General features: G+C 71.7%; 20 protein-coding genes. 9 read left to right on the top strand and 11 right to left on the bottom strand.

Going from position 1 to position 23,655, the window contains the following annotated elements; translation table 11 throughout:
- Nucleotides 1–3: 3 nt before the first annotated feature.
- The gene (locus tag LNW73_RS06520) at nt 4–486 is read left to right on the top strand and encodes an ATP-binding protein (protein WP_374118045.1); all 483 of its coding nucleotides are present in this window, start codon (nt 4–6) and stop codon (nt 484–486) included.
- A 23-nt stretch (nt 487–509) separates the two neighbouring features.
- Here LNW73_RS06520 and LNW73_RS06515 read toward each other — a convergent pair whose 3' ends face one another.
- Nucleotides 510–1,601: a DUF2637 domain-containing protein gene (locus tag LNW73_RS06515; protein ID WP_250989282.1), complete on the bottom strand. Its 1,092-nt coding sequence runs from the start codon at nt 1,599–1,601 to the stop codon at nt 510–512.
- 133 nt (nt 1,602–1,734) lie between these two features.
- Nucleotides 1,735–2,559 carry a (2Fe-2S)-binding protein gene (locus LNW73_RS06510; RefSeq protein ID WP_250989281.1) on the bottom strand — a complete coding sequence of 275 codons (825 nt, stop codon included), beginning with the start codon at nt 2,557–2,559 and terminating at the stop codon, nt 1,735–1,737.
- A 118-nt stretch (nt 2,560–2,677) separates the two neighbouring features.
- Here LNW73_RS06510 and LNW73_RS06505 point away from each other — a divergent pair, with 118 nt between their 5' ends.
- A complete protein-coding gene (locus LNW73_RS06505) occupies nt 2,678–3,451 on the top strand; it encodes a GntR family transcriptional regulator (RefSeq protein ID WP_250978275.1) in 774 nt (257 codons plus the stop codon).
- Nucleotides 3,452–3,469: 18 nt separating this feature from the next.
- Here the strand turns inward: LNW73_RS06505 and LNW73_RS06500 are convergent, their stop codons facing one another.
- The gene (locus tag LNW73_RS06500) at nt 3,470–4,207 is read right to left on the bottom strand and encodes a hypothetical protein (protein ID WP_250989280.1); all 738 of its coding nucleotides are present in this window, start codon (nt 4,205–4,207) and stop codon (nt 3,470–3,472) included.
- A gap of 140 nt (nt 4,208–4,347) precedes the next feature.
- The gene (locus LNW73_RS06495; RefSeq protein ID WP_250989279.1) at nt 4,348–6,018 is read right to left on the bottom strand and encodes a PucR family transcriptional regulator; all 1,671 of its coding nucleotides are present in this window, start codon (nt 6,016–6,018) and stop codon (nt 4,348–4,350) included.
- Nucleotides 6,019–6,282: 264 nt separating this feature from the next.
- Here LNW73_RS06495 and LNW73_RS06490 point away from each other — a divergent pair, with 264 nt between their 5' ends.
- From LNW73_RS06490 to LNW73_RS06465, 6 genes are all read left to right on the top strand, one after another.
- On the top strand, nt 6,283–7,170 hold the full coding sequence (locus LNW73_RS06490; protein ID WP_138358062.1) for an FAD binding domain-containing protein: 888 nt from the start codon (nt 6,283–6,285) through the stop codon (nt 7,168–7,170).
- On the top strand, nt 7,161–7,766 hold the full coding sequence (locus LNW73_RS06485) for a (2Fe-2S)-binding protein (protein WP_250978278.1): 606 nt from the start codon (nt 7,161–7,163) through the stop codon (nt 7,764–7,766). The genes LNW73_RS06490 and LNW73_RS06485 overlap by 10 nt, the downstream gene beginning before the upstream one ends.
- 2 nt (nt 7,767–7,768) lie before the next feature.
- Complete coding sequence (locus tag LNW73_RS06480) at nt 7,769–10,156, top strand: xanthine dehydrogenase family protein molybdopterin-binding subunit (RefSeq protein WP_250989278.1); 2,388 nt, start codon at nt 7,769–7,771, stop codon at nt 10,154–10,156.
- Between the two features lie 283 nt (nt 10,157–10,439).
- Entirely contained in the window at nt 10,440–11,906 is a 1,467-nt protein-coding gene (locus LNW73_RS06475) for an NCS2 family permease (RefSeq protein ID WP_250989277.1), read from the top strand.
- Between the two features lie 14 nt (nt 11,907–11,920).
- Nucleotides 11,921–13,087 (top strand): XdhC family protein, encoded by a 1,167-nt coding sequence (locus tag LNW73_RS06470; protein ID WP_250989276.1) that lies wholly within the window; start codon nt 11,921–11,923, stop codon nt 13,085–13,087.
- Nucleotides 13,088–13,148: 61 nt separating this feature from the next.
- The gene (locus tag LNW73_RS06465; RefSeq protein WP_250989275.1) at nt 13,149–14,252 is read left to right on the top strand and encodes a winged helix DNA-binding domain-containing protein; all 1,104 of its coding nucleotides are present in this window, start codon (nt 13,149–13,151) and stop codon (nt 14,250–14,252) included.
- A 22-nt stretch (nt 14,253–14,274) separates the two neighbouring features.
- Here LNW73_RS06465 and LNW73_RS06460 read toward each other — a convergent pair whose 3' ends face one another.
- From LNW73_RS06460 to LNW73_RS06440, 5 genes are all read right to left on the bottom strand, one after another.
- Nucleotides 14,275–15,678, bottom strand: coding sequence for a cellulose binding domain-containing protein (locus LNW73_RS06460; protein ID WP_250992826.1), 1,404 nt, complete (start codon nt 15,676–15,678; stop codon nt 14,275–14,277).
- A 184-nt stretch (nt 15,679–15,862) separates the two neighbouring features.
- On the bottom strand, nt 15,863–17,368 hold the full coding sequence (locus LNW73_RS06455; protein ID WP_374118044.1) for a beta-N-acetylhexosaminidase: 1,506 nt from the start codon (nt 17,366–17,368) through the stop codon (nt 15,863–15,865).
- A gap of 52 nt (nt 17,369–17,420) precedes the next feature.
- Nucleotides 17,421–18,251: a carbohydrate ABC transporter permease gene (locus LNW73_RS06450; RefSeq protein WP_250989274.1), complete on the bottom strand. Its 831-nt coding sequence runs from the start codon at nt 18,249–18,251 to the stop codon at nt 17,421–17,423.
- Nucleotides 18,248–19,228 (bottom strand): carbohydrate ABC transporter permease, encoded by a 981-nt coding sequence (locus tag LNW73_RS06445; RefSeq protein WP_374118043.1) that lies wholly within the window; start codon nt 19,226–19,228, stop codon nt 18,248–18,250. The genes LNW73_RS06450 and LNW73_RS06445 overlap by 4 nt, the downstream gene beginning before the upstream one ends.
- Nucleotides 19,229–19,308: 80 nt before the next feature.
- Complete coding sequence (locus LNW73_RS06440) at nt 19,309–20,583, bottom strand: extracellular solute-binding protein (RefSeq protein ID WP_250989273.1); 1,275 nt, start codon at nt 20,581–20,583, stop codon at nt 19,309–19,311.
- Nucleotides 20,584–20,883: 300 nt separating this feature from the next.
- Here LNW73_RS06440 and LNW73_RS06435 point away from each other — a divergent pair, with 300 nt between their 5' ends.
- Nucleotides 20,884–21,726 carry a GntR family transcriptional regulator gene (locus LNW73_RS06435; protein WP_250989272.1) on the top strand — a complete coding sequence of 281 codons (843 nt, stop codon included), beginning with the start codon at nt 20,884–20,886 and terminating at the stop codon, nt 21,724–21,726.
- A 25-nt stretch (nt 21,727–21,751) separates the two neighbouring features.
- On the opposite strand, the gene LNW73_RS06430 is transcribed toward LNW73_RS06435, so the two are convergent.
- Entirely contained in the window at nt 21,752–22,066 is a 315-nt protein-coding gene (locus tag LNW73_RS06430) for an SAV_915 family protein (RefSeq protein WP_250989271.1), read from the bottom strand.
- A 206-nt stretch (nt 22,067–22,272) separates the two neighbouring features.
- Nucleotides 22,273–23,406, bottom strand: a complete 1,134-nt coding sequence (locus LNW73_RS06425; protein ID WP_250989270.1) for an FAD-dependent oxidoreductase — start codon at nt 23,404–23,406, stop codon at nt 22,273–22,275.
- Between the last annotated feature and the right edge of the window lie 249 nt (nt 23,407–23,655).

Raw genomic sequence — 23,655 nt, 5'->3', positions numbered from 1 at the left:
AGGATGTTCGACGGGGATGAGGGCGGCGGCCGGAGCGGAGCGATGGAGCGTCAGCCGAAGGAAGAATGCGGCCACGGACCACGAGGCACCGTCGAGGTGCGGGAACTGCGGCACGCCCTGCGCCACGCGGATCTCTCGGCGATAGCCGAGGCGCGCAGGCTGCTGCGCGAGCAGCTGCGGCACTGGGGTGTGCCGGGACTGGTCGACATCGCTGAACTGCTGGCCAGCGAACTGGTCACCAACGCGCTCCAGCACACCGACGAGGGAGCGGTGCTCACCGCGACGCTCTCCGGCGGGCCGGTGCACCGGCTGCGCGTCGAGGTGCACGACCACGCGGCCAGGCGCCCCCGGCTGCACACACCGGGCGAGAACGCCACGTCGGGCCGCGGGCTGCTGCTCGTGCAGGCGCTCGCCGATTCCTGGGGCGTGCGCTCACTGGGCTCCGGGAAGGTCGTCTGGTTCGAGCTGGACGTCGACACCGCCTGACGTGCCGACGGTGCTCCCGACGATCAGCCGAACTGCCGTTCCAGGTCCTGGAGTTTGCGCTCCAGTGAATCCAGCCTGGGGATCGTCAGCGTGTCGTCCTCGGCCGTGAGGTCGACGGTGAGCGGCGCTTCCGCCGGCACCGGTGACGCCGCCGGCAGTTCGGACCGCTCCGAGCGCTCCGGCTGGAAGGGGGGACGCGGGCGCACCGGCAGTTCGGCCGTCCCGGCGGTTATGACGGGCTCCGTGGTGCCGCCCTGACCTCCGCCGCCCGAACCTCCGCCGGGCAGTTCCGGGCGACGGTCGCCCCGGTCCCGGCTCCAGCCGCGGTGCTGCCGGTTGAGCGCCCTGACCCGGGCCCGCTCCAGCCGGTCGTGGTCGCGGCGGCGGACGTCGTTCACTTCCTTCTGCTTGCGGTCCTCGCGGACCTCCTCCACCGCCTCGTCGAGCGAGCGCACGTTCTCCAGCAGCATCAGCGACCAGGCGCCGTAGGTCTCCAGCGGGGCCCGCATCCAGCGGACCATCCGGATCTGCGGCAGCGGACGCGGCACCAGGCCCTGTTCGCGCAGCGCGGCCCGGCGGGTCTGCTTGAGCGCCCGGTCGAACAGCACCGCCGCCGACAGGGACATCCCGGCGAAGAACTGCGGGGCACCGGCGTGCTCGATACCGCGTGGCGCGTGCACCCAGTTGAACCAGGCCGCGGCGCCCGCGAACATCCACACCAGCATCCGGGAGCCCAGCGCCGCGTCGCCGTGGCTGGCCTCGCGCACCGCGAGCACCGAGCAGAACATCGCCGCGCCGTCGAGGCCGAACGGGACCAGGTACTCCCAGCCGCCGTCGAGGTTGAGGTTCTGCCGGCCGAAGCCGACCAGTCCGTGGAAGGAGAGCGCCGCGGCGACCGCCGCACAGCAGAAGAGCAGGACGTACGACGCGCTTCCGTAGACCGCTTCCTTGCGGCGCCGGCGTTCCTCGCTGCGCTCCCATGAATCGCTGCCGGGTACGTTCTCGTCGCCGCCGCGCGCACGGCGGTTGCGCAGCGCGACCGCCGAGGCCGCGAGGACCGCCAGGCCCACGGCCCCCGAGAGCGTCCAGTCCAGCGATATGTCGGTAAGTCTCATGTGCGATTCCTAGCGTCGCTTCCGTCGCGCTCGGGCCGCGGGACGGCTTACGGGCGCCATCTTGGCGAACGGCGCACGGACGTGAAGAGGTTTCGCCGGAATAACACGCCTATGGATGGAAAGGTCGAACAGGTCAGCTGGCGGCGGCCAGACGTTCGATCCGATCGGCGTCGCAGGTACGCGGGCAGGTGCCGCAGGTCTCCGTGGGGCGCACCGTGTAGAACAGGCAGCAGGTGACCCGGTCCCGGGTGCCGGACGGCGCGCGGTCCGGCAGCGGCCGGGGTGCGCGCAGTTCACGGAAGCCCGCGCCGCCGGTGTACGGGGCGCTGGTACCCGGCAGCAGGGCCGTCAGCTCGGACATCGCCCGCTCGCCCTCGCCGAGCAGATGTCCGACCCGCCACAGGCCCTCGGTGACCTCGTCGGTCGCCATGCCCCACAGGGCGCGCCTGCCCCGCCTCAGCCGGGACTGGAAGCCGTCCAGCAGCGGCCCGAGGTGCTCGGCGAGCGCGGAGCGCAGTTCCAGGCGCAGCGCCTCCTCGGAGGGCACGACGCGGGCTCCGGGGAGAACGGCGGCCGGGTCGTCCGGCAGACAGCTGAAGTCATGGGTGCGGACCGTCAGCCGGCCCTGGGTGCGGTGGAACGACACATCGGACACCGGCAGCCACGGGACCCTGCGGTGCAGGAACCACGGGACGGTGAAGAGCAGGCAGGCCGGCCAGGCGTAGCGGTGCAGGCCGAAGCCGGCGATCACATCGGGGCGGGCGCGCTTCCCGTGGTCGCGCAGTACCTGCTGCTCGTCCCAGGCCAGGAAGGCGTCGAGGGCCGCTCCGCCCGCCGCCAGCTCGTCGGCGCGCACCCAGCCGTCCCCGCTGCGGGGCGCTTCCTCGGTCACGCGCAGCGAGGGATACGCCCCGGTCAGGCGGGCGTAGGCGGGCGCGGTGACAGGCATGGCGAGCATGGCGGACCGTCCAGAAAGGGTTCCAAGGGAGGTAAGGCTTACCTTATCCGATGGGGTGGGGGTTTAACCTAACGGCACTACGCCACACGAGTGGTGCTGTCCAAGAGGGAAGGACCCGGTGAACGACACCGCCGCCGCGCGCCCTGCGGGAACCCCGTCCGTCCCGCCGCCCCGCCGCCCCGGGCAGGTCCGCGGAACTCACCCGCATGCCGCGGCATTCGCCGCACCGGCCGGTGACACCGTCCCCGCCGAGCGGCGGCTGCCCGAGCGCTACTCGGTCCGCGACCAGGTGCTGAACGCGCTGCGCAGCGCCCTGGTCAGCGGTGAACTGCGGCCCGGCGCCGTCTACTCGGCGCCCTCGCTCGCCGAGCGCTACGGCGTATCGGCCACGCCGGTCCGCGAGGCCATGCAGCTGCTCGCCCGGGAGGGTGCCGTCGAGGCCATGCCCAACCGCGGATTCCGGGTCGCGGAACGCAGTGCGCGCGACCTCGCGGAACTGGCGGAGGTCCGGGCGCTGATCGAGGTCCCCGTCGTCCTCGGCCTCGCCCGCACCATCGCCCCCGAGCGGTGGGAGGCGCTGCGCCCGCTCGCCGCCGCCACCGTCGCCGCGGCCGCCCGCGGCGACCGGGCCGCCTACGCGGACTCCGACCGGGTCTTCCACCGCGCGATGCTCGAACTCTCCGGAAACCACCAGCTGGTCGCCGTCGCGGACGAGCTGCACCGGCGCTCCCAGTGGCCGGTCTCCGGACCGTCCCGCACTCCGTCGCGCCCGGCGGAGCTGCTCGCCGACGCGACGGAGCACGCCGTGCTGCTGGAAGCGCTGGTGGCCGGAGACGTGGTCACGGTCGAATCACTCGTCCGTGAGCACTTCTCCGGCTCCGCCTGGGGCTGACGCGGCGCCCGGCCCCGATCAGGCGCTCTCCGCCGGATGCGGGAGCCAGACCGGGATTCCGCCCAGCAGGGCGTGCAGGCGGGCGGCCTCGGCGCGCAGGGCCGTCGCGGCGGGTTCCGGTTCCACCGCGGCGAGGGCGAGCATGGCCGGGGCCGTGCCCACGAGGTAGCCGATGTCGACGCGGATGCGGAGGGACTCGGTGAAGCCCCGGTGGGCCTCGGCGAGGTCGCCGTCGGCGGCGGCGAGGCCGGCCAGATGGCGCCAGGTGAACGAGGTCAGCAGCGCGTCGCCGTGGGCGACGGCGCCCGCGTGAGCGCGCCGGTAGGCGGCGCGGGCGGCGGTGGGGTTCTGGGCGACGTTCTCGGCGAACAGACCCCGGCGGAAGTCGAGCAGCGGCCTTCCCGGCGACACCTGGCTCAGCAGTGCCGCGCTGCGGCCGAACGCGGCCCGGGCCTCGTCGGCGCGGTCACGGACGGAGAAGAGCGTGGCGGCGTACGCGAGATGGCCGCGCTCGCACGCGGCGGCGCCCCGCTCCTCGTCACTGCCGGCCAGCGCCTCGGCGGAGCGCAGCGCGTCCTCCGCCTCGGACCAGCCGTCGAGGGTGAACATGCACCCCTCGACGAGCAGTGCGGCACGGCGCAGCGCCGTGTCCGGGCTGTCGGCGCAGTACGGGGCGAGTATCGCCGCCGCCTCCGCCCAGCAGCCGCGGGCCCTGAGGCGCCACACATCGGGCGTGCCCACCACAGATTCCGGCATGGCGGTATCCGCCACAACCTACCCCCCAAGCGCATCGTCGAGCCAAGTGGTCGAAGTCCAGCATGCCGCAGGGGCCCGCGCCAAGAGGGCGGTGATCAATTGCTCCTGATCCGAGTGATCGAGGGTCCGCCGGTACGGCGTCAGCTCATGCGGAGCGCGAGGAAGAAGTCCAACTTGTCTTCCAGACGCGCGAGATCACGCCCGGTCAGTTGCTCGATCCGGCCGATACGGTACCGCAGAGTGTTCACGTGCAGATGCAGCCGGGTCGCGCAGCGGGTCCAGGAGCCGTCGCACTCCAGGAACGCCTCGAGGGTCGGGATGAGCTCGGCGCGGTGCCGCCGGTCGTAGGCGCGCAGCGGATCGAGCAGCCGCGCGGTGAAGGCGCGGCGGACGTCGTCCGGCACGAAGGGCAGCAGCAGGACGTGCGAGGCGAGCTCCTCGTGCCCGGCCACGCAGACCCGCCCGGGGCGGGCGGCGGCGACCCGGCGGGCGTGCCGGGCCTCCTCCAGGGCGCCGCGCAATCCCTCGGCGGAGTGCACGGTGGCGCTGACGCCGATGGTGAGCCGTCCGTCGTCGGCCAGGCCCCGGCTGAGCGGGCCCCGCAGGGTGTCGAGCAGGCCGTCGGCGCGCCAGTCGTCGGTGAAGCCGTCGTCGGACGGGTCGGCGGGCGGCAGCGGTACGAGGGCCATCGCCTCGTCGCCCGCGTGCGCCACCGCGATGCGGTCGGTGGGGTCGGGGCCGATGGCGGCCGGGTCGACCAGCGCCTCCTCCAGCAGCATCTGGGCGGCCGGTCCCGCGGGCACGTCGCCGCCCGCCCAGTCGACCCGGGCGACGACGACCTGCCAGTGCGGCGCGGCGCCGAGCCCGGGGACCAGGACGGGGGCGGCGACCCGCAGCCGGGCGGCGATCTCGGCCGGCGGCGAGCCGGCCTGGACCAGTTCCAGCACCTCGTGGGCGAGCCGGCGGCGCACGGTGCGCGCGGCGTCGTGGCGGTCGCGCTCGACGGCGATCAGCTGGGTGACGCCCTGGAGCAGGTCCAGCCGCTCCGCGGGCCAGTCCCCGGCGTCGGCGTCGACGGCGAGGAACCAGTCCGAGAGCAGGGTGGCCCGGACGTCGGCCGCGGGGGTGGTGCCGCCGGTGCGGATCGGGAAGAGCGAGTACGTGCTGGTGGTGCCGCCGGACGCGATCGACGTGCGGTGCGGGGACGGCCGGGCGGTGCGCATGGCGGCCAGATGGGCGCCGGCGAGCTCGGCGCGCACCGCGGTGGGCAGCGGATGCTCCGAGCCGGCGATCTGCCGCCCGGTGGCCGACAGCACCCAGGCGCGCAGGTCCAGGTCGGTGCCGAGCAGATCCAGCACGGCGTCGGGGCCGCCGCCCGCGGGGCCCGACGACATCAGCCGCCGGTGCCGGTCCACGACCGCGGCCAGATCGCCGGCCCGCTCCGTGGAGACCTGCCGGACCACGTGCTCGGTGATCGAGGCGAAGGCGACGTTCTCGTCCACGGCGAACAGCGGCAGCCGGTGCCGGAAGCAGGCCGCCACCAGATCGTCGGGGATGGAGCCCAGCTCGGCCTCGCCCGCCGCGAGTCCCGCTACACCGGCCGAGGCGAGGATTCGTACGAATCGCTCGCAGTCCTCCGCTTCGTGCCGCCAGGCGAGTCCTGTGAGCACCAGCTCACCGCCCGTGAGATAACGGCTCGGATCGCGAAGATCCGTGGTCATCACGCCACGGACCGTGCGATCCAGCTCGTCCTCACCACCGAGCAGGCGCAGGCCTAGAACATCGGTGTCCAGCAGTGCGCGCAGCCGCATCGTTGTCGCCTTGTCTCGAACGCTTGCCTGGTCAAAGCCCTACCAGGGTGGCGCCTGGTTCGTTCCATCGGTGTTGCCGGTCCGATGCCGCGAGGTTTCGGACGGCGCCCTTTCATAGGAATCTACAAGACATGAGTACTGGCCAGCCAAGTCCTTCATGTTTTCAGTGACTGCACCCGGAAGGGTGGTGGGCCGTGTACTGGGCCCCACGCAGCGTTAACAACACGTGAACAGCCCCGCTCGAGATTCGAGAAGAGAACCCCCATGGACTTCCTGCGCCCCGCAAGCTGGGAGGAGGCGCTCGCCGCAAAGGCCGAGCACCCCACAGCTGTGCCCATCGCGGGCGGCACCGACGTGATGGTCGAGATCAATTTCGACCACCGCCGGCCCGACGTGATGCTGGACCTGAACCGGATCGGTGAGCTGCAGGAGTGGGAGGTGACCGAGGAGACCGTCCGCCTGGGCGCCTCGGTCCCGTACACCCGGATCATGGAGCACCTGCGGACCGAGCTGCCCGGTCTGGCGCTCGCCGCCCACACCGTCGGCTCCCCGCAGATCCGCAACCGCGGCAGCGTCGGCGGCAACCTCGGTGCCGCCTCCCCGGCCGGCGACTCGCACCCGGCCCTGCTGGCCGCGGGCGCCGAGGTCGAGGCCGTCTCCGTCCGCGGTACCCGGCTGATCCCGGTCGAGGAGTTCTACACCGGCGTGAAGCGGAACTCGCTCGCCGCCGATGAACTGATCCGCGCCGTGCACATCAAGAAGGCCGACGGGCCGCAGCAGTTCTCCAAGGTCGGCACCCGCAACGCGATGGTCATCGCGGTCTGCGCGTTCGGCCTGGCGCTGCACCCCGAGACCAGGACGGTCAAGACCGGCATCGGCTCGGCCGCTCCCACCCCGCTGCGGGCCCGCGTCGCCGAGGACTTCCTCACCGCCGCGCTCGAAGAGGGCGGTTTCTGGGAGAACGGCAAGATCATCCCGCCGGCCGTGGCACGGCAGTTCGCGGAGCTGGTCTCCGGGGCCGCCAACCCCATCGACGACGTACGCGGCACCGCCTCGTACCGCCGTCACGCGCTGGGCGTCATGGCCCGCCGCACGCTCGGCTGGACCTGGGACGAGTACCGTGGGAACGAGAGGACGCAGTCATGCGCGTGACCTTCAATGTCAACGGCCGCCCGCAGGAGGCCGACGACGTCTGGGAAGGCGAGAGCCTTCTCTACGTCCTCCGCGAGCGCATGGGACTCCCGGGCTCGAAGAACGCCTGTGAGCAGGGCGAGTGCGGCTCCTGCACGGTCCGCCTCGACGGTGTTCCGGTGTGTGCGTGCCTGGTGGCCGCCGCTCAGGTCCAGGACCGCGACGTCGTGACCGTGGAGGGCCTGGCGGACTACGCCAAGGACCGCGCGGCCGGCCGCTGCGGGACCGGCGCCTGCGGCACCCCGCTCGGCGAGGCCCAGAAGTGGGCCGCCAAGCCGGCCGACGGGCAGACCGGTGAGAGCACCGAGTCCGGGGACCTGTCCCCGATCCAGGAGGCGTTCATCGACGCCGGTGCCGTGCAGTGCGGTTTCTGCACCCCCGGCCTCCTCGTCGCCGCCGACGAACTGCTGGAGCGCAACCCGTCCCCGTCCGACCAGGACATCCGCGAGGCGCTCTCGGGCAACCTGTGCCGTTGCACCGGCTACGAGAAGATCCTCGACGCGGTCCGCCTCGCGGCAGCGCGCGGCGAGTCCGTCACCGCCGGAGAGGGCGTCTGACCATGGGCGTTACCCGTAATCCCACGAACATCACCCAGGGCAGCAAGACCAAGGGCGGCCTCGGCGAGTCCACGCTGCGCCCGGACGGCACCCTGAAGGTCACCGGTGAGTTCGCGTACTCCTCGGACATGTGGCACGAGGACATGCTGTGGGGCTTCACGCTCCGCAGCCCGCACGCCCACGCGAAGATCCTGTCGATCGACACCGGCGAGGCGCTCGCCACCTCCGGCGTCTACGCGATCATGACCCATGACGACCTGCCCGCCTTCACCAAGTACGGGCTGGAGTACAAGGACACCCCGGTCCTCGCCGACGGCGTCGTGCGCTACCACGGTGAGCCGATCGCGATCATCGCCGCCGACCACCCGGAGACCGCGCGCCGCGCGGCCGCCAAGATCAAGGTCGAGTTCGAGCTGCTGCCGCTGGTCATCGACGAGGAGACGGCGCTCGCGGACGGTGCGCCGATCCTGCACCCGAACCGCGACGACCACCACGCGGACCACGTCACGCACCCGAACATCGTGCACCGCCAGCCGATCATCCGCGGCGACGCGAACGAGGCCGCCCAGCGCGCCGACATCGTCATCAGCGGTGAGTACGAGGTCGGCATGCAGGACCAGGCCTTCCTCGGCCCGGAGTCCGGCCTGGCCGTGCCCGCCGAGGACGGCGGCGTCGACCTGTACATCGCCACCCAGTGGCTGCACTCGGACCTCGGCCAGCTCGGCCCGGTCCTCGGTCTGCCCGAGGACAAGATCCGTATGACGCTGTCCGGCGTCGGCGGCGCGTTCGGCGGCCGCGAGGACCTGTCGATGCAGGCCCACGCGTGCCTGCTGGCGCTCCGCACCGGCAAGCCGGTCAAGATCGTCTACAACCGTTTCGAGTCCTTCTTCGGCCATGTGCACCGCCACCCGGCGAAGCTCTGGTACGAGCACGGTGTCACCAGCGAAGGCAAGATCACGCACATGAAGTGCCGGATCGTGCTGGACGGCGGCGCCTACGCCTCGGCCTCCCCGGCCGTCGTCGGCAACGCCTCCTCGCTGGCGGTCGGCCCGTACGTGATCGACGACGTCGAGATCGAGGCCGTCGCGCTCTACACCAACAACCCGCCCTGCGGCGCGATGCGCGGCTTCGGCGCGGTCCAGGCGTGCTTCGCCTACGAGGCGCAGATGGACAAGCTCGCCGCCGCGCTCGACATGGACGCGGTCGAGTTCCGTCAGCTCAACGCCATGAGCCAGGGCACGATCATGCCGACCGGCCAGCCGGTCGACTCCCCGGCCCCGGTCGCCGAACTGCTGCGCCGCGTCAAGGCGCTCCCGATGCCGCCCGAGCAGCAGTGGCTGGCCGGCGACTCCGCCGGCCGGAGCACCGATGTCCGCGCGCTGCCCGGCGGTCTGTCGAACACCACCCACGGCGAAGGTGTCGTGCGCGGGGTCGGCTACGCGGTCGGCATCAAGAACGTCGGCTTCTCCGAGGGCTTCGACGACTACTCCACCGCCCGTGTGCGGCTGGAGGTCATCAACGGCGAACCGGTCGCCATGGTGCACACCGCGATGGCCGAGGTCGGCCAGGGCGGCGTCACCGTGCACGCCCAGATCGCCCGCACCGAACTCGGCGTCGCGCAGGTGACGATCCACCCCGCCGACACCCAGGTCGGCTCCGCCGGCTCCACGTCCGCCTCCCGGCAGACGTACGTGACCGGCGGCGCGGTGAAGAACTCCTGCGAGGCCGTCCGCGAGAAGGTCCTGGAGCTCGGCCGCGCCCGGTTCGGCAGCTACCACCCCGCGTGGGCCACCGCCGAACTCCTCCTGGAGGGCGGAAAGGTCGTCACCGACGGCGGCGAGGTGCTCGCCGATCTGGTGGACGTCATCGAGGGCGAGACCATCGATCTCGAGCTGGAGTGGCGGCACCGTCCGACCCAGGCGTTCGACCTGGTCACCGGGCAGGGCCACGGTCACGTCCAGTACTCCTTCTGCGCCCACCGCGCGGTCGTCGAGGTCGACACCGAGCTGGGCCTGGTCAAGGTCATCGAGCTGGCCGCGGCCCAGGACGTCGGCAAGGCGCTCAACCCGCTGTCGGTCGTCGGCCAGATCCAGGGCGGCACCACCCAGGGCCTCGGCCTGGCCGTCATGGAAGAGATCATCGTCGACAAGAACGCGAAGGTACGGAACCCGTCCTTCACCGACTACCTGATCCCCACCATCCTCGACACGCCGACCATCCCGGTCGACGTGCTGGAACTCGCCGACGAGCACGCCCCGTACGGGCTCCGCGGCATCGGTGAGGCCCCGACGCTCTCCTCCACGCCCGCCGTCGTCGCCGCCATCCGCGCCGCGACCGGTCTGGCACTCAAGCGCGTACCGGTCAGGCCCGAACACCTCACCGGCACGTGACGACCTCCGGACGGGGTGGGGGAATGACGATCCCCGCCCCGTCCGGGGCCACCGAGGCGCCACCACCCGGCCTCCGTGGCAACGGCACCCCGACCGGACCGGCCGCACCCGCGGCCGCCGACCGGACGCCGTTCCGGCCCGTGCCCGGCTCCCGCCGCGCGCACCGGCCACCCCGCTCCACCCCGTTCGCCTCGGGCCGTCCCCCGGGTCGTGCAGCCATAGCAGCATCCCAAAATCCGCACACCATGTGCGGGTGTCCCATTGAACCTTGGGAGTCGGCACCATGACCCAAACCCCTGTAGAGCTGAAGACCACGGCGGAGGACGCGGGCGCGGGCTCGCGCCCACCGGCCGGCCGATCCTGGCTCGACCGGTACTTCCACATCTCCGAAAGAGAGTCGACGATTCCCCGCGAGGTCCGCGGCGGCATCACGACCTTCATGGCGATGTGCTACATCCTGCTCCTCAACCCCCTTCTGCTCTCCGGCCCGGACGCCAGCGGGCACAAGCTCAGCCATGCGGGACTGATCACCGCGACGGCCCTCGCCGCGGCGGTCTCCACCCTGCTGATGGGCTTCCTCGGCAAGGTTCCGCTCGCCCTCGCCGCGGGACTGAGCGTCTCCGGTGTACTGGCCACCCAGGTGGCCCCCAACATGACGTGGCCGCAGGCCATGGGCATGTGCGTGATCTACGGCGTCATCATCGTGCTGCTGGTGGTGACCGGGCTCCGCGAGATCGTCATGAACGCGATACCGCTGGCCCTGAAGCACGGCATCACCATCGGCATCGGCATGTTCATCGCCCTCATCGGCCTGGTGAACGCCGGCTTCGTCGGCAAGGGTGACGTGAAGGGCACCGCCCCGGTCACCCTCGGCATCGGCGGACAGCTCTCCGGCTGGCCGGTCCTGCTCTTCTGCGTCACGCTGCTCCTGATCTTCATGCTGCAGGCCCGCAACATCCCCGGCGCGATCCTGATCGGCATCGTCGTCGGCACGATCCTCTCGGTCGTGGTCAACTCCGTCGGCGGCCTGACCGACCAGGACTGGGGCGGTGCGGCCCCGGAGCTGCACGGCAGCGCGGTGTCCATGCCCGACTTCGGACTCTTCGGACACGTCGAGTTCGGCGGCTGGGGCTCCATCGGCGGCATGACCGTCGGCGTCATCGTCTTCACCCTGGTGCTGGCCGGCTTCTTCGACGCGATGGCCACCATCATCGGCGTCGGCACCGAGGCCAAGCTCGCCGACGAGCAGGGCCGGATGCCCGGCCTCAGCAAGGCACTGTTCATCGACGGTGCGGGCGGTGCGATCGGCGGCGTCGCCGGCGCCTCCGGCCAGACGGTCTTCATCGAGTCGGCCACCGGAGTCGGCGAGGGCGCCCGCACGGGTCTGTCCAGCGTCGTCACCGGTCTGCTCTTCGCGGCAGGCCTGTTCTTCACCCCGCTGGCCCAGATCGTCCCGGGCCAGGTCGCGGCCGCGGCGCTGGTCGTCATCGGCGCGATGATGATGAGCAACGCCCGGCACGTGGACTGGTCGGACCGCTCGGTCTCGGTCCCGGTCTTCCTGACCGTGGCCCTCATGCCCTTCACGTACTCCATCACCGCAGGTGTCGCCGCGGGCGTCATCTCCTACACCGCCATCAAGGCGGCGCAGGGCAAGTGGCGTGAGCCCGGCCTCTTCATGTGGGTGCTCACGGCGGTGTTCTTCGTCTTCTTCGCTCTCCACCCCATCGAGAGCTGGCTCGGCGTCAAGTAGAGGAGCTGTTCACCATGCTGGACATCGCTGACGAGCTGCACCGCTGGTGCCGCCAGGGGCGTCCGTTCGCCGTCGCGACCGTGGTCGCGGTGGGCGGAAGCGCTCCCCGGCAGCCCGGTGCCGCGCTCGCCGTCGATTCCGACGGCACCGCGATCGGCAGCGTGTCCGGAGGGTGTGTCGAAGGAGCTGTCTACGAGCTCTGCAAGGAAGCGCTGGAGTCGGGGGACTCGGCGGAGCCCGTGCTCCAGCGCTTCGGATACTCGGACGACGATGCGTTCGCCGTGGGACTCACCTGCGGCGGCGTCATAGACATCTTCGTCCAGCGAGTGGACCCCGGCGTGCGGCCGGAGTTCACGGCGGCCCTGGCCGCCGCCGCAGCGGGAGAGACGGCCGCGGTGGCCAGGATCGTCGAGGGACCGGCCGAACTGCTCGGCCGGGCCCTGGCCCTGCGGGCCGACGGACGGTACGAGGGCAGCCTCGGCGACCCCGAGCGGGACCGCACGGCGGCGGCCGAGGCCCACGCCCTGCTGGAGGCGGGCCGGACCGGCACCATCGGGATCGGCGCGGACGGCAGCCGCTGCGGCGAACCCCTCACCCTGCTCGTCGAGTCCAGCGTGCCGGCGCCCCGCATGATCGTCTTCGGTGCGATCGACTTCGCCGGCGCCGTCGTCAAGGTCGGCAAGTTCCTCGGCTACGAGGTGACGCTCTGCGACGCGCGCCCCGTCTTCGCCACCCGCGCGCGCTTCCCGGAGGCCGACGAGGTCATCGTCGACTGGCCGCACCGCTACCTGGACGAGACCACCGCCGCGGGACGCGTCGACGGCCGTACGGTCATCTGCGTACTGACCCACGACGCCAAGTTCGACGTACCGCTGCTGGAGCGGGCCCTGAAGCTTCCCATCGCCTTCGTCGGCGCCATGGGCTCACGCCGCACCCACCTGGACCGCCTGGAGCGGCTGCGGGAGGTCGGCGTCACCGAGCTCGAACTGGCCAGGCTGCGCTCGCCGATCGGCCTCGACCTCGGCGCCCGGACGCCCGAGGAGACCGCGCTGTCCATCGCCGCGGAGATCGTCGCCCACCGGCGCGGCGGCAGCGGCGTCCCGCTGACCGGAGCGCACACGCCGATCCACCACGAGGCCGAACCCCCGATAGCCCGGCGGGTCGGCTCCTCCGCGGCATAGCGCCTGCTCGCGTCGTTGTTGCGGACCGGAACCGTCCGCAAGGCGTCGTAGCGTAGGCGCCATGCCGACGACGACGCTGGACCGCCGTACGCTCAACCGTGCTCTGCTGGAGCGCCAACTCCTCCTGGAGCGGGCGGAGATGCCCGCGATCGACATGATCGAGCGGCTGCTCGGCATGCAATCCCAGGCGTCCAGCGCCCCGTACATCGGCCTGTGGACCCGGCTGCGGGACTTCTCCTTCGACGAGCTGGCGCGGCTGATGAAGGACCGCGGCGCGGTGCGGCTGACGCTGATGCGCGGCACCGTGCACCTGGTGAGCGCGGCCGACGCGCTGCTGCTGCGGCCGGTGCTGCAGCCGATGCTCGACCGGGTGGCCGGGAGCGCGACGTGGGGCGGGGCGGCGCTGGCCGGCGTGGACCGCGACGAGCTGGTGGCCGCCGGCCGCGAGCTGCTCGCCGAGCGTCCGCGCAATCCCGCTGAGCTGCGCGAGCTGCTCGCCCTCCGCTGGCCGGACACCGCACCGGACTCGCTGGAGAAGGCGCTGCGCACCTGGGCGCCGCTGGTGCAGCTGCCGCCGCGGGGGCTGTGGGGGGAGAGCGGGCAGCCCACCTACGCCACCGTCGAGGAGTACCTCGGCGCGCCGCTCGCCGACCCCGACCCCGGCCCCGTCGTCGAGCGCTACCTGGCGGCGTTCGGCCCCGCGACCGTCGCCGACATCCAGAAGTGGTCGGGACTGACCGGGCTGCGCTCGGTCGTGGCGGGCTTGGACCTTCGTCCATACCGTGACGAGGAGGGCCGGGAGCTCCACGATCTGCCCGGCGCGGCGCTCCCCGACCGGGACGTCCCCGTCCCGGCCCGCTTCGTCGCCGACTTCGACAACCTGCTGCTGTCGCACGCCGACCGGACCCGGATCCTCGCCGACGAGCACCGGAAGCGGGTGATGACGGTCAACGGCATCGTCCGCGGCACGATCCTGGTCGACGGCTTCGTCGGCGGCACCTGGCGGTTCGATCGTACGAAGGCCGGCGCCGCGGTGAGCGTCACGCCCTTCGTACGCCTGACGGCCGGCGACCGCGACGCCCTCATGGCGGAGGGCGCGCGGCTGCTGGCCGTCAGCGACCCGGCGGCGGGGACCCACGAGGTCCGGATCGAACCCGCGGGCTGACGGTGCCGCCGCTCCGGCGGGTTCAGCCCGCCGGGACGGTGTCCACCTGGGTGACATGGGCCGCCCGGTAGGCGGCCACCTGGGCCTGCACCTGGGCCGGGCTCAGCACCTGGTCCTTGGCGAAGTACACGTAGTCGACCTTCTGGTCGTAGGAGCGGGGCGTGCTGCCGGTCTGTCCCGCGAGGTCGATGAGCCAGTGGTTGAAGTCGATGAACATCGGCGTCTCCGGCAGGTACGGCTCGCCGTGCGTCCCGAACAGCTGCCCGTCGATGTAGTACTTGATGTTCGTGTTGTCGACGGTGACGATCAGATCGTGCCAGCCGTCGTAGCTCTGCCGGCTCTCGGTGTGGGTGTTGACCGCGTTCCAGGGGTCGTTCTGGTAGGTCTCCCAGGACGTGGTGTACATGATGTCGCCGGTCTCGCCCCAGCCGCCGTTGGGCAGGTACTCGAAGTCCAGCTCCCCGTAGTCGGGGTCCATGTCGTGGGCGAGCGGCGTGAAGGCGAAGAACGTCTGGTTGACGTGGTCCCCGTCCGGGCCGGTGGCGGGGGTGTCGTTGAACTTCACGCGGGCGGCGTACGTCCCGTTGCGGAACTTGCGCGCCGTGGTCTGGATCTCGGTCTCCTTGGTGCCGGCGGCCGTTCCGTCGGTGGTGAGCCGGAGGTTCATGATGCTGTTGCCGTTCTCCGGCGCGAAGGTGACGTCCTGCGGCGACCAGGTGGCGCCCGGGACACCGGGCCCGCCCTGCCCGGACTTCACCGTCCAGCCGTGCTGCTGCACCAGCGGGTCGCTGCTGCTGGTGTAGTTGAAGTCGTCGAAGAGCGCGGGGCCGTTCTGGTTCGGCGGCGTGGTGGGGGGCGTCGTGGGCGGGTCGGTCGGCGGCTGTGTCGGGTCGTTGCCGTCGGGTGCGGTGCCCCACAGGACCGTCCCGCCGCGCTGCACGGTGACCTTCGACCAGTTGGCGTACGACGTCTGGGCGCCGTTGAACGAGTAGTCGTCGCTCTGCCGGAGCGTCGCCCAGGTGGAGCGGTAGAACCGCAGCTGCATGTCGCTGGTGTCGGCGCCGGGCGTGAGCGAGCCGGCGCCCGCGGTGAAGCCGATCTCCAGATAGCGGTCGGCGGTGGCGGTGGGGTGCGCCAGGGTGCCGAACGTGCCGGTGATGTTGGCACAGCCGCGCACCGCCCAGGAACAGGCGAAGCGGTACGAGGAGTCGGCGGTGTCGGCCTTGAAGTAGTAGCGCACCGTCACACCGCTGAGCGGCACGGTCGTGCTGCCGGTGTTGGTGACCTTCAGCCACGGTTCCGACTGGTCGGCGGTGGCCCCGGTCGCGCTGGTGCGGTACTGCGCGCTGAGCGAGTCCTGGGCGGCCGAGGCGGGCATGGCCGTCAGCGCGGCACAGGCCAGTCCCGCGGAGGTGCACAGGGCCATCGCCGTACGCACGCGGACGGGTATACGTGATCTTGCGGACACGGTGAATCCCTTTCCAGGTGGGGGTGTCGCAGGGGGAGGTGCTGGAAGGAACTACTGCTGGTGCGACTGCGGGTGGTGCGCTTGCGGGTGGTGCACGGTGGAACATCTGTGGGGGACGCGCCCGGCGGTGCCGGGACGGCTGTCAGCGGTGGGTGCCGAGCGCCGCGAGCCGGGCCTCGTGGTGGCGCATGGCGGGGAGGAAGTCGGTGGTCCAGTCGCTGCGGGGGTTCCACGCGCTGTCGGCGAGCGCCGACAGCCGGGGGAAGGCGAGGTACTCGACCTGGGCGGGCGTGGCGGCGAACTCGGTCCACAACTGCCCCTGCGTGCCCAGCACCCGGGCGGCGGCCGCCGGCTCCCAGTCCGGCGGCGCGGGGTCGTTGCCGTGCACGGCCCGCAGATCGACGACGGCACCGGACTGCCCGAAGGGCTCGCCCGGCCGGTCGGTCTGCGGATAGTCGAGATAGGTGGAGCGGTACGGCGCCATCACGACGTCATGGCCCCGGCGGGCGGCGGCCAGCCCGTGGCCCGAGTCCCGCCACGGCATGACGGTGAACTCCGGCGGCAGGATCCCGCCGTCCTCCGCCCAGCACACCGGCTTGCGGCCCTCGCGCAGCAGGAAGTCGCCGATCCGTCCGAGGAACCAGCCGTGCAGCGCCTTCGGCCCCGCCAGCCGTTCGGCCACGGCCCGCTGCCGCGCCCGCGGGCTGTTCTCCCACTCGACGGTGGGGCACTCGTCGCCGCCGATGTGGATGTACGGGGACGGGAAGACGTCCAGGACCTCGCCGAGCACCGTGCGGCAGAACTCCAGCACCTCGTCGTGCACGCCCAGGACGTTCTCGCACACCCCCCACTCGGTCCACACGTCCAGCTGCCGGCTGGGGACGTTCCCCAGCTGTGGATAGGCGGCGAGCGCCGCCCGCGCATGGCCCGGCATCTCGATCTCGGGGACGACGGTGACACCGCGCTCGGCCGCGTAGCCGACGAGCGCCCGCAGCTGGGCGGCGGTGTAGACACCGCCGTGCGGGGTGTCGTCGTAACTGGCGCTGCCGGCCCGGCCGGTCATGCTGCGGGCCCGGTGGCCGCCGGTCTCCGTCAGCAGCGGGTACCCGGGCACCGGCATCCGCCAGCCCTGGTCGTCGGTGAGGTGCAGATGCAGCACGTTGAGCTTGTGGAAGGCGAGCAGGTCCACGAAGCGCCGCAGGAACGACACCGGCTGGAAGTGCCGGGCGACGTCGAGCATCGCCCCGCGCCAGTGGTACCGCGGCACATCGGTGGCCTGGACGCACGGCAGCCGCCACGGCACCCCGGTGACCGGCACCGCCGACAGCGCCTCGGGGGGCAGCAGTTGGCGGATCGTCTGAACGCCGTTCAGCAGCCCGGCCGGCTGCGCCGCCCGCAGCAGGATCGCGTCCGGGCCGACGGTCAGCCCGTAGCCCTCCGCGCCCAGCCCGCCGAGCTGCGGGTCCAGGGCGAGGATGACGTTGCCGTCGGGGGAGGAGCGGAGCGGGAGCCCGGTGGCGGGGCCCAGCAGGGTGCGCAGCAGCCGGGCGGCGCCCTCCGCGCCCTCGGTGACCCGGACGGTCGTGTCGGTGGTGAAGGTGAAGTGGCCCGGGATACGGACCAGATGACTGGGGTGGGGAATGATCACAGCTCGGCCTCCAGGCCCGGACGGAATCGGGTCAGCCCGCTCAGCACGCGTATCAGCCCTTGACCGCACCGGCGGTCATCCCGGAGGTGACCCGGTTCTGCAGGGCGAGGAAGACCACCAGGACAGGGAGCATGAAGAGCGAGGAGGCGGCCATGGTGGCGCCCCAGTCGGTGCCGAAGACATTGCTGAACGAGGAGAGCCACACCGGCAGCGTCCTGGCGTCCTGGTTCTTGATGATCAGCGTGTTGGCGAACGCGAACTCGTTCCAGGCCGTGATGAACCCGAACAGCGAGGTGGACAGCAGCCCGGGGGCGAGCAGCGGGAACGTCACCCGGCGGAACGCCTGCGGCCGGGTGCAGCCGTCCACCTGGGCCGCCTCCTCCAGCTCCACCGGTATCGCGGCGAGGAACCCGCGCAGCGTCACGATGGTGAACGGCAGCGTGGTCATGAAGTAGACCAGGGTGAGCATCGACAGCTTGTCGAGCATGTCGGTGTCCCGGGCGATGACGTACATCGGGATCAGCAGCGCCTCCCAGGGCGCCATCTGCGCGGTGAACACCATCAGGATGAACGCCCGCCTGCCGCGCCAGCGCATCCGGCCGACCGCGAAGGCGGCCAGCAGCGCGACGGCCAGCGAGAGCAGCACCGCGCCGAGCGTGACGGTGAGGCTGTTGCGCCAGAAGGTGCCGAAGCCGTCGGCGTGCACGGCGGTGGAGAAGTGGGCGAGGGTGAGGTGCCGGGGCCAGAACGACGGGGTGTCGGCCTGGATGTCCACGGTCGGCTTGAAGGCGGTCAGCACCATCCAGTAGACGGGGAAGACCGACACCGCCACCACGAACAGCGCGGCGAGGTTGAGCGGGACCTTGCGCAGCGACCGGGTCACAGCGCCTCTCCTTCCTGCCGGAACATCCGGCGCAGATTGAAGACGAGCGCCACGAGCAGGATCAGCACGGTGAGCGTGGAGACCGCCGAGCCGACGTCGTACTTGTGGAGCGACTGCGCGATCTGGAAGGCGTAGACGGGCAGGGTGGTGGTCGCCCCGTTCGGGCCGCCCTCGCTGATCACCCAGATCTGGGCGAAGCACTTGAAGCACCAGATCACTTCGAGCGAGGTGACCAGGGCGAACAGCTGCCGCAGCATGGGGAAGGTGACGTGCCGGAAGACCTGGAAGCCGCCGGCGCCGTCCAGCCGGGCCGACTCGTACAGCTCGGCGGGGATCGTGGTGAGCCCGCCGTAGAGGGTCAGCGCGGCGAACGGCACCGACTGCCAGACGACCAGGGTGACCAGGATGAAGAAGGTCGAGTTCCCGTCGGCGAACCAGGAGTAGTCGCGGTAGGAGTCGAACCCGAGCTCCACCAGCACCCAGTTGACCACTCCGAAGCGGGACTGGAAGAGCCACTGGAAGATGGTGGTGGCGGCGATCACCGGCGTCGCCCAGGTCAGGACGAGGGCGCTCATCACGGCCAGCCGCATCCGCTTGCCGAGCCGCGCCAGCATCAGCGCGACCAGGGTGCCGATCACCATGATGAGAACGACGTCGATCGCGGTCCACCACAGGGTGCGGCGTACCACCGTCCAGAACTCGGGGTCGTTGAGCACCTCCGAGTAGTTGTCGAATCCGACGAAGGTGGCGCCGCCGCGGATCAGTTCGCCCAGCCGGAAGTGCTGGAAGGACATCACGGTGTTGCGGATCAGCGGGTAGAGCAGGAGGAAGGCCGTGCCCACCACGGTGGGAGCGATCAACAGATACGGCCAGACGGCGCCGAGCACGGGTCGCCGGCGGCGGCGGGGTGCCGGCGGCGGATCCACGGAGGCCTGTTGAGGGGGCCGCCGGCGGGCGGCGGGGGGTGCAGCGGGCACGGCACTTCTCCTGGTGTCCTGGTGGGGGCTTTCTCGTCAGGCGGGGGCGGCCGCGCGGGCCCGCACGGACCGGTCCCCGTTCAGGAAGCGGTGTTCAGGGCTTTGGTGATGGCCTCGGACGCGGTACGGGCGGCCGCGGCCGGGTCCGCTCCGGTGAGGTACTGCGTCATGTACTGCTTGATCGGGTTGTTCGCCTCGACGGCCGCCCAGTTGGGGGAGTTGGGGGTGCCGTGGCCGTTGGCCGCGCCGACCGCCATCACCGCGCCGCCCTCGTTGCCCGCCAGCACACCGGCCAAGGACGTCCTGTTGGGGACGTAGCTCATCTCCTTGGCCATGTCCGTCTGCCACTTCTCGCCGGCTAGCGCCTTGACGACCTCGTAGGCGGCGTCCTGGTGCTGCGACGCCTCCGGGATGATGAGGTCGGAGCCGCCGGTGAAGACCGCGCCGGGCTTGTCGGCCGTCTTGCCGGGGATCGGGAAGAAGCCGATCTTGTCCTTCATCGCCGGGTTGGCCTTGATGATCGCGGCCGCGCCACCGGGGACCGAGATGATCTGCGCGCTCTTGCCCTTGGCGAAGACCTCCGCCTGGAGCGGCTTGGCCTCGTCGGAGTCCTTCGGGCCCTTGCCCAGGGCCTGGAGCTTCTTGTAGAACGCCATCCCGGCCTGCGCCTGGGGCGTGTCGAGGGTGCCCTTCCACTGGTCGCCGTCCTTGACGGCGAACTCACCGCCCTCGTCCCAGACGAAGCCGGCCAGCGCGTACCAGGTCTGTCCCGTCAGATAGATCCCGTCGTTGCCACCGGTGTTGAGCTTGGTGGTGTCGGCGATCCACTCGTCGCGGGTCTTGGGCGGGGTGGTGATGCCGGCCTGGGTGAAGAGGTCCTTGTTGTAGACCACCACACGGTTGGCGGCGTACCAGGGGATGCCGAACTGCTTGCCGTCGATCTTGCCGGGCTCGGCCAGGCCCGGTATCCAGTCCGCGCCCTTGAGGTCGGCGACCTTCCCGGTCAGATCCCTGACCCCGCCGCTGGCGGCGTACTGCGCGACCTGGGTGTTGCCGACCTCGATGACGTCCGGCGCGTCCTTGCTCGCCAGAGCACTGGTGATCTTCGCGCCGATACCGTCCCACTCCTGGATCTGGATCTTCAGGGTGGTTCCGGAGTGGGTCGTCTCGAAGTCCGTCCTGAACCGCTGGAGGAAGGGATCGGAAACGCTGCCCTTCATGATCCACACGGTGAGCTCGGCGGGGCTCTTGCCGTCGCCTGCGGTGTCCGACGAGTCGGAGGAGGAACTGCAGGCGCTCAGGCCGGCTACGGCGATCGCGAGCGCCGCGGTGCCTGCAAGGAGTCTGGTTCTCACGGGGTCTGTCACCTCGAATAGGAGCGGCGGAACTTACCACTTCACAACTGGTCTGGTGCTGGTTGGAGAAGGTGGCATAGACCAGTGATGCCGTCAAGAGGTCGTGCAGGCAAAGGCCTGACCCCCTGATTCCCCCGGATCTTCGGTTCCGGTCGCAACCCGTCCGCCGACTCGGGACGGACCGGCCTGGCGTACTGGTCAGGATCTGGATAGCCTTCAGGGGCGGGACTGGACAGGACGCAGACGGCACACAGCCCGGACGCGCCGGGGCGGACCCCGGACGGCACGAAGGAGTCAGGTATGGGAAGCGAGTCGCCGCGGTCGGCGCTCAAGCGCGAACGGGTGCGTGACTACCTGTTGGAGCTCGTCGAATCCCATGTGCCCGGCGATCCGATCCCCTCCGAGCGGACCCTGTGCGAGCAGTTGTCGGTCTCCCGCCCGACGCTGCGCTCCGCGGTCGACGAACTGGTCAACACCGGACTGATCGTCCGCGAGCACGGGCGCGGGATGTTCGTCGCTCCCGCCAAGATCACCCAGGAACTGGTGGCGGACGAGCACTCGTTCTCGCTGCCGAAGGCCGACGGCACCTGGTCCAGCAAGGTCCTGGAGCTGACCACCGTCCAGGCCGGTGCCAGGGTGGGCCGCAAACTGCACATCTCGCCCGCGGCCGAGATCACCTACATCGCCCGGCTCCGGCTCGTCGACGGCGAGCCGATGGCCATCGAGTACCTGCACGTGCCCGCCCTGCTCGTGCCGGGTCTGCGGCCGGCGGACATGGAGTCCGGGGACTTCTACCAGTTCCTGCGCGACCAGCACCGGGTGCGGGTCCACGAGGCGGTCCAGTCCATCGAGCCGACCGTCACCAACGAGGTCGAGGCCCGGCTGCTGGGCGTGCCGCTGCTCTCCCCGGCGCTGCTCTTCGAACGTCTCACCAAGGACGAGACCGGCCGCCCGGTCGAGTACGTCCACTCGCTCTACCGCGGCGACCGCTACCGGATCGTCTCCCGGCTCGCCCTCGGCGAGGCCGGGGCTCCGGGCCCGGACGCGGCCGCCCGGCACCACCCCGGCATCCCGCCGGGCGATCTGGCGGGCCGCGGCGACGTCCCCTCCTCGATGGTGGGCGACGTACAGCCCGCGGTGTGAGCGGGGGTGGTGGACGCGGCCGTCGTCAGCACAGGGCGACGGCGACGGCCTCGGGGTCCCGCACCCGGCGGGCGGTGAGCAGCGGGTCGACGGTCACCGTGGCGGCGCCCAGCGGCGCCGACAGCGCCCGGACCGCCGGCTCGGAGAGCCGGATCCACTCCTGCCCGGCGCCCATGACCGACCGCAGCCGCCGCTCGCTGGTGAAGGCGACGGCGGTCCTCGAACCGAGCGGCGTACGGCACAGCCGCAGCGCGTAACCGGCGGGACCGCGCCGTACGGGTACGTACAGCGGGCCCGCCGGGACGTCGTTCCCGGGCTCTTCTGCGCGGCTGCGCGGCATTGCGGTCCTCCGGGGGGAGCGGACGGGTGGTTCCGGCGCCGGGGCGGCCGGGCGGGGCGGGGGCGTCGGTGCGGATGCCGCCCCGACGTTCCCGACGGTATCGCCCCCACCGTCCCCACTCACCTCGCGGACCGCTCGTCGACGCCCGGTTGACCCTGAACCGGAGGCGATCGTCACCGCGCCGCCAGCTGCCGGCCGGCCACCGGTCAGCGGTAGTTCAGCTCGGCCAGTTCGGTGGCCAGCCGGGTGCGGAAGGCCGGGATCCGGCTGACCACCGGCAGCGCCAGGTTGCGCGCCGTGCGGAGCACGCGGCTCCGGGTGGTGGCGATCCGGGTCATCCGGTCGGTGAACGCCACGACCCGCTCGGCGACCGGGCGGCGCCGCGCCTCGTAGTCGTCCAGCCGGTCCTCCGCGATGGCGCGGCCGAGCGCGAAGGCGTCCTGGATACCGGTGTTCATGCCCTGGCCGCCGGCCGGGCTGTGTACGTGCGCGGCGTCCCCGGCGAGCAGCAGCCGGCCGTTGCGGTAGGAGTCGGCGACCCGGTGGTGCACCCGGAAGCGTGAACTCCACACCGTCCCGGTGACCTTGGCGCGGCCGGGAGCGCGCTCGTCCAGGATGCGCTGGACGTAGGCGGTGTCCGGTTCGCTCGGGGCGTCGTCGACGGTGGCGACCACGCGGTAACGGTCCTTCGGCAGCGGTGCGATGACGACCAGTCCCGCCGCGTCGAACTGCAGCGACACCTCGTCGCGGCCCGGCGCCCAGTCCATCGTCACATCGGCGAGCACGAACGACTGCGCGTACGCACCGCCCCGGAAGCCGATGCCGGCGGCCTCGCGGACGACGCTGTGCATCCCGTCCGCGCCGACCGCGTACTCGGCGCGCAGCGTCTCGCCGGTGGCCATCGTGAGCGTGACCCCGTCGTCGTCCTGCTCGGCTCCGGCGACCTCGTACGGCCGGTGCACGTCACCGCCGAGCTCGCGCAGCCGGGCGAGGAGCACGGCCTCGGTCTCGTACTGCGGGACCATCAGCGCGTACGGGAACGGGGTGGGGAGCGCGGAGAAGTCCATCGCGGCGAGCTGCCGGCTGCCGTCGCGGACCCGGAACCGGTCGATGACCAGGCCCCGTTCGATCAGAGCGGCCGAGGCACCGAGCTCGTCCAGCACTTCGAGCGTCCGGGCGTGCACCACTCCGGCGCGGGAGGTGTTCGCGCCCTCGCTCAGCCGGTCCAGCAGTACGAAGTCGACTCCGGCCCCGGCCAGCGTGACGGCCAGTGCGAGGCCGGTCGGACCGGCGCCCACGATCGCGACCCGGGTGGTGGCGGGGAGTGCGGTGGCGTTCATGGTGGTGCCCCCTTCGCGGTGATGCCAACGCTTGTTGGCCAACGTCTGTGGACAGGATGCGCCACGCGCTGGTCCGCCACTTCCCGGCCCGCGGGGAGGGCAACCCCACCGACGACGCGCTGCTCGTCCTGCCGCGTTCGGCTGAGCCCGGCGGATAATCCGTTGCCCTGGCGGTCGGCGCCCGGCACAGTGGTGACATCACCAACGAGGCGAGAGGGGAGCGCACGATGAACGTCCAGGCCGGTCTGT

It is taken from the genome of Streptomyces sp. RKAG337, assembly GCF_023701715.1.
GTDB lineage: Bacteria > Actinomycetota > Actinomycetes > Streptomycetales > Streptomycetaceae > Actinacidiphila.
Note: the sequence above shows the minus strand (reverse complement) of the source record. Positions and strands in the feature narration are given on the sequence as shown.

What these genes read in the sequence shown, in the direction of transcription:
- LNW73_RS06515 (WP_250989282.1), bottom strand. Translation starts at nt 1,601, where the DNA reads ATGAGACTTACCGACATATCGCTGGACTGGACGCTCTCGGGGGCCGTG.
- LNW73_RS06495 (WP_250989279.1), bottom strand. Translation starts at nt 6,018, where the DNA reads ATGCGGCTGCGCGCACTGCTGGACACCGATGTTCTAGGCCTGCGCCTG.
- LNW73_RS06465 (WP_250989275.1), top strand. Translation starts at nt 13,149, where the DNA reads ATGCCGACGACGACGCTGGACCGCCGTACGCTCAACCGTGCTCTGCTG.
- LNW73_RS06460 (WP_250992826.1), bottom strand. Translation starts at nt 15,678, where the DNA reads ATGGCCCTGTGCACCTCCGCGGGACTGGCCTGTGCCGCGCTGACGGCC.
- LNW73_RS06480 (WP_250989278.1), top strand. Translation starts at nt 7,769, where the DNA reads ATGGGCGTTACCCGTAATCCCACGAACATCACCCAGGGCAGCAAGACC.
- LNW73_RS06510 (WP_250989281.1), bottom strand. Translation starts at nt 2,559, where the DNA reads ATGCTCGCCATGCCTGTCACCGCGCCCGCCTACGCCCGCCTGACCGGG.
- LNW73_RS06485 (WP_250978278.1), top strand. Translation starts at nt 7,161, where the DNA reads ATGCGCGTGACCTTCAATGTCAACGGCCGCCCGCAGGAGGCCGACGAC.
- LNW73_RS06520 (WP_374118045.1), top strand. Translation starts at nt 4, where the DNA reads ATGTTCGACGGGGATGAGGGCGGCGGCCGGAGCGGAGCGATGGAGCGT.
- LNW73_RS06470 (WP_250989276.1), top strand. Translation starts at nt 11,921, where the DNA reads ATGCTGGACATCGCTGACGAGCTGCACCGCTGGTGCCGCCAGGGGCGT.
- LNW73_RS06490 (WP_138358062.1), top strand. Translation starts at nt 6,283, where the DNA reads ATGGACTTCCTGCGCCCCGCAAGCTGGGAGGAGGCGCTCGCCGCAAAG.
- LNW73_RS06430 (WP_250989271.1), bottom strand. Translation starts at nt 22,066, where the DNA reads ATGCCGCGCAGCCGCGCAGAAGAGCCCGGGAACGACGTCCCGGCGGGC.
- LNW73_RS06435 (WP_250989272.1), top strand. Translation starts at nt 20,884, where the DNA reads ATGGGAAGCGAGTCGCCGCGGTCGGCGCTCAAGCGCGAACGGGTGCGT.
- LNW73_RS06425 (WP_250989270.1), bottom strand. Translation starts at nt 23,406, where the DNA reads ATGAACGCCACCGCACTCCCCGCCACCACCCGGGTCGCGATCGTGGGC.
- LNW73_RS06475 (WP_250989277.1), top strand. Translation starts at nt 10,440, where the DNA reads ATGACCCAAACCCCTGTAGAGCTGAAGACCACGGCGGAGGACGCGGGC.
- LNW73_RS06500 (WP_250989280.1), bottom strand. Translation starts at nt 4,207, where the DNA reads ATGCCGGAATCTGTGGTGGGCACGCCCGATGTGTGGCGCCTCAGGGCC.